Genomic DNA, 626 nt, shown 5'->3' on the forward strand with positions numbered 1-626 from the left:
GCGGGGATCACGTTCGTGGGTCCGCCGGCGGACGTGCTGGAGCTCGCCGGGAACAAGGTCAAGGCCCTGGACGCGGCGCGCGCGGCGGGCATCCCGGTGCTGGCGTCCTCCCGGCCGAGCGCGGACGTGGCGGAGCTGATCGCTGCGGCGGACGAGATCGGGTTCCCGGTGTTCGCGAAGGCCGTGGCCGGTGGTGGCGGTCGTGGGATGCGGCGGGTGGATACGCGGGAGGCGTTGCCGGAGGCGCTGGACGCGGCGATGCGCGAGGCGGAGTCCGCGTTCGGGGATCCGACGATGTTCCTGGAGCAGGCGGTGTTGCGGCCGCGGCATATCGAGGTGCAGATCCTCGCCGACGCGACAGGCAACGTGATGCACCTGTTCGAGCGGGATTGTTCGCTGCAGCGCCGCCACCAGAAGGTCATCGAGATCGCCCCGGCGCCGAACCTCGACGAGGGGATCCGGCAGGCCCTGCACCGGGACGCGGTGAAGTTCGCGACGGCCCTGGGGTACGTGAACGCGGGCACGGTGGAGTTCCTGGTCGACACGGTGGGGGAGCGGGCGGGCCAGCACGTGTTCATCGAGATGAACCCGCGCATCCAGGTCGAGCACACGGTCACCGAGGAGGT

The 626-nt window shown here is 71.1% G+C and carries 1 protein-coding gene; it reads left to right on the forward strand.

Annotated features, from left to right (window positions below; all coding sequences use genetic code 11):
* A partial coding sequence (locus tag CXQ97_RS18865) for an ATP-grasp domain-containing protein (protein WP_146069747.1) occupies positions 1–626 on the forward strand: 626 nt, incomplete at both ends.

Origin of the sequence: Arthrobacter sp. B0490 (genome assembly GCF_002929355.1) — a bacterium.
Classification (GTDB): domain Bacteria; phylum Actinomycetota; class Actinomycetes; order Actinomycetales; family Micrococcaceae; genus Arthrobacter_D.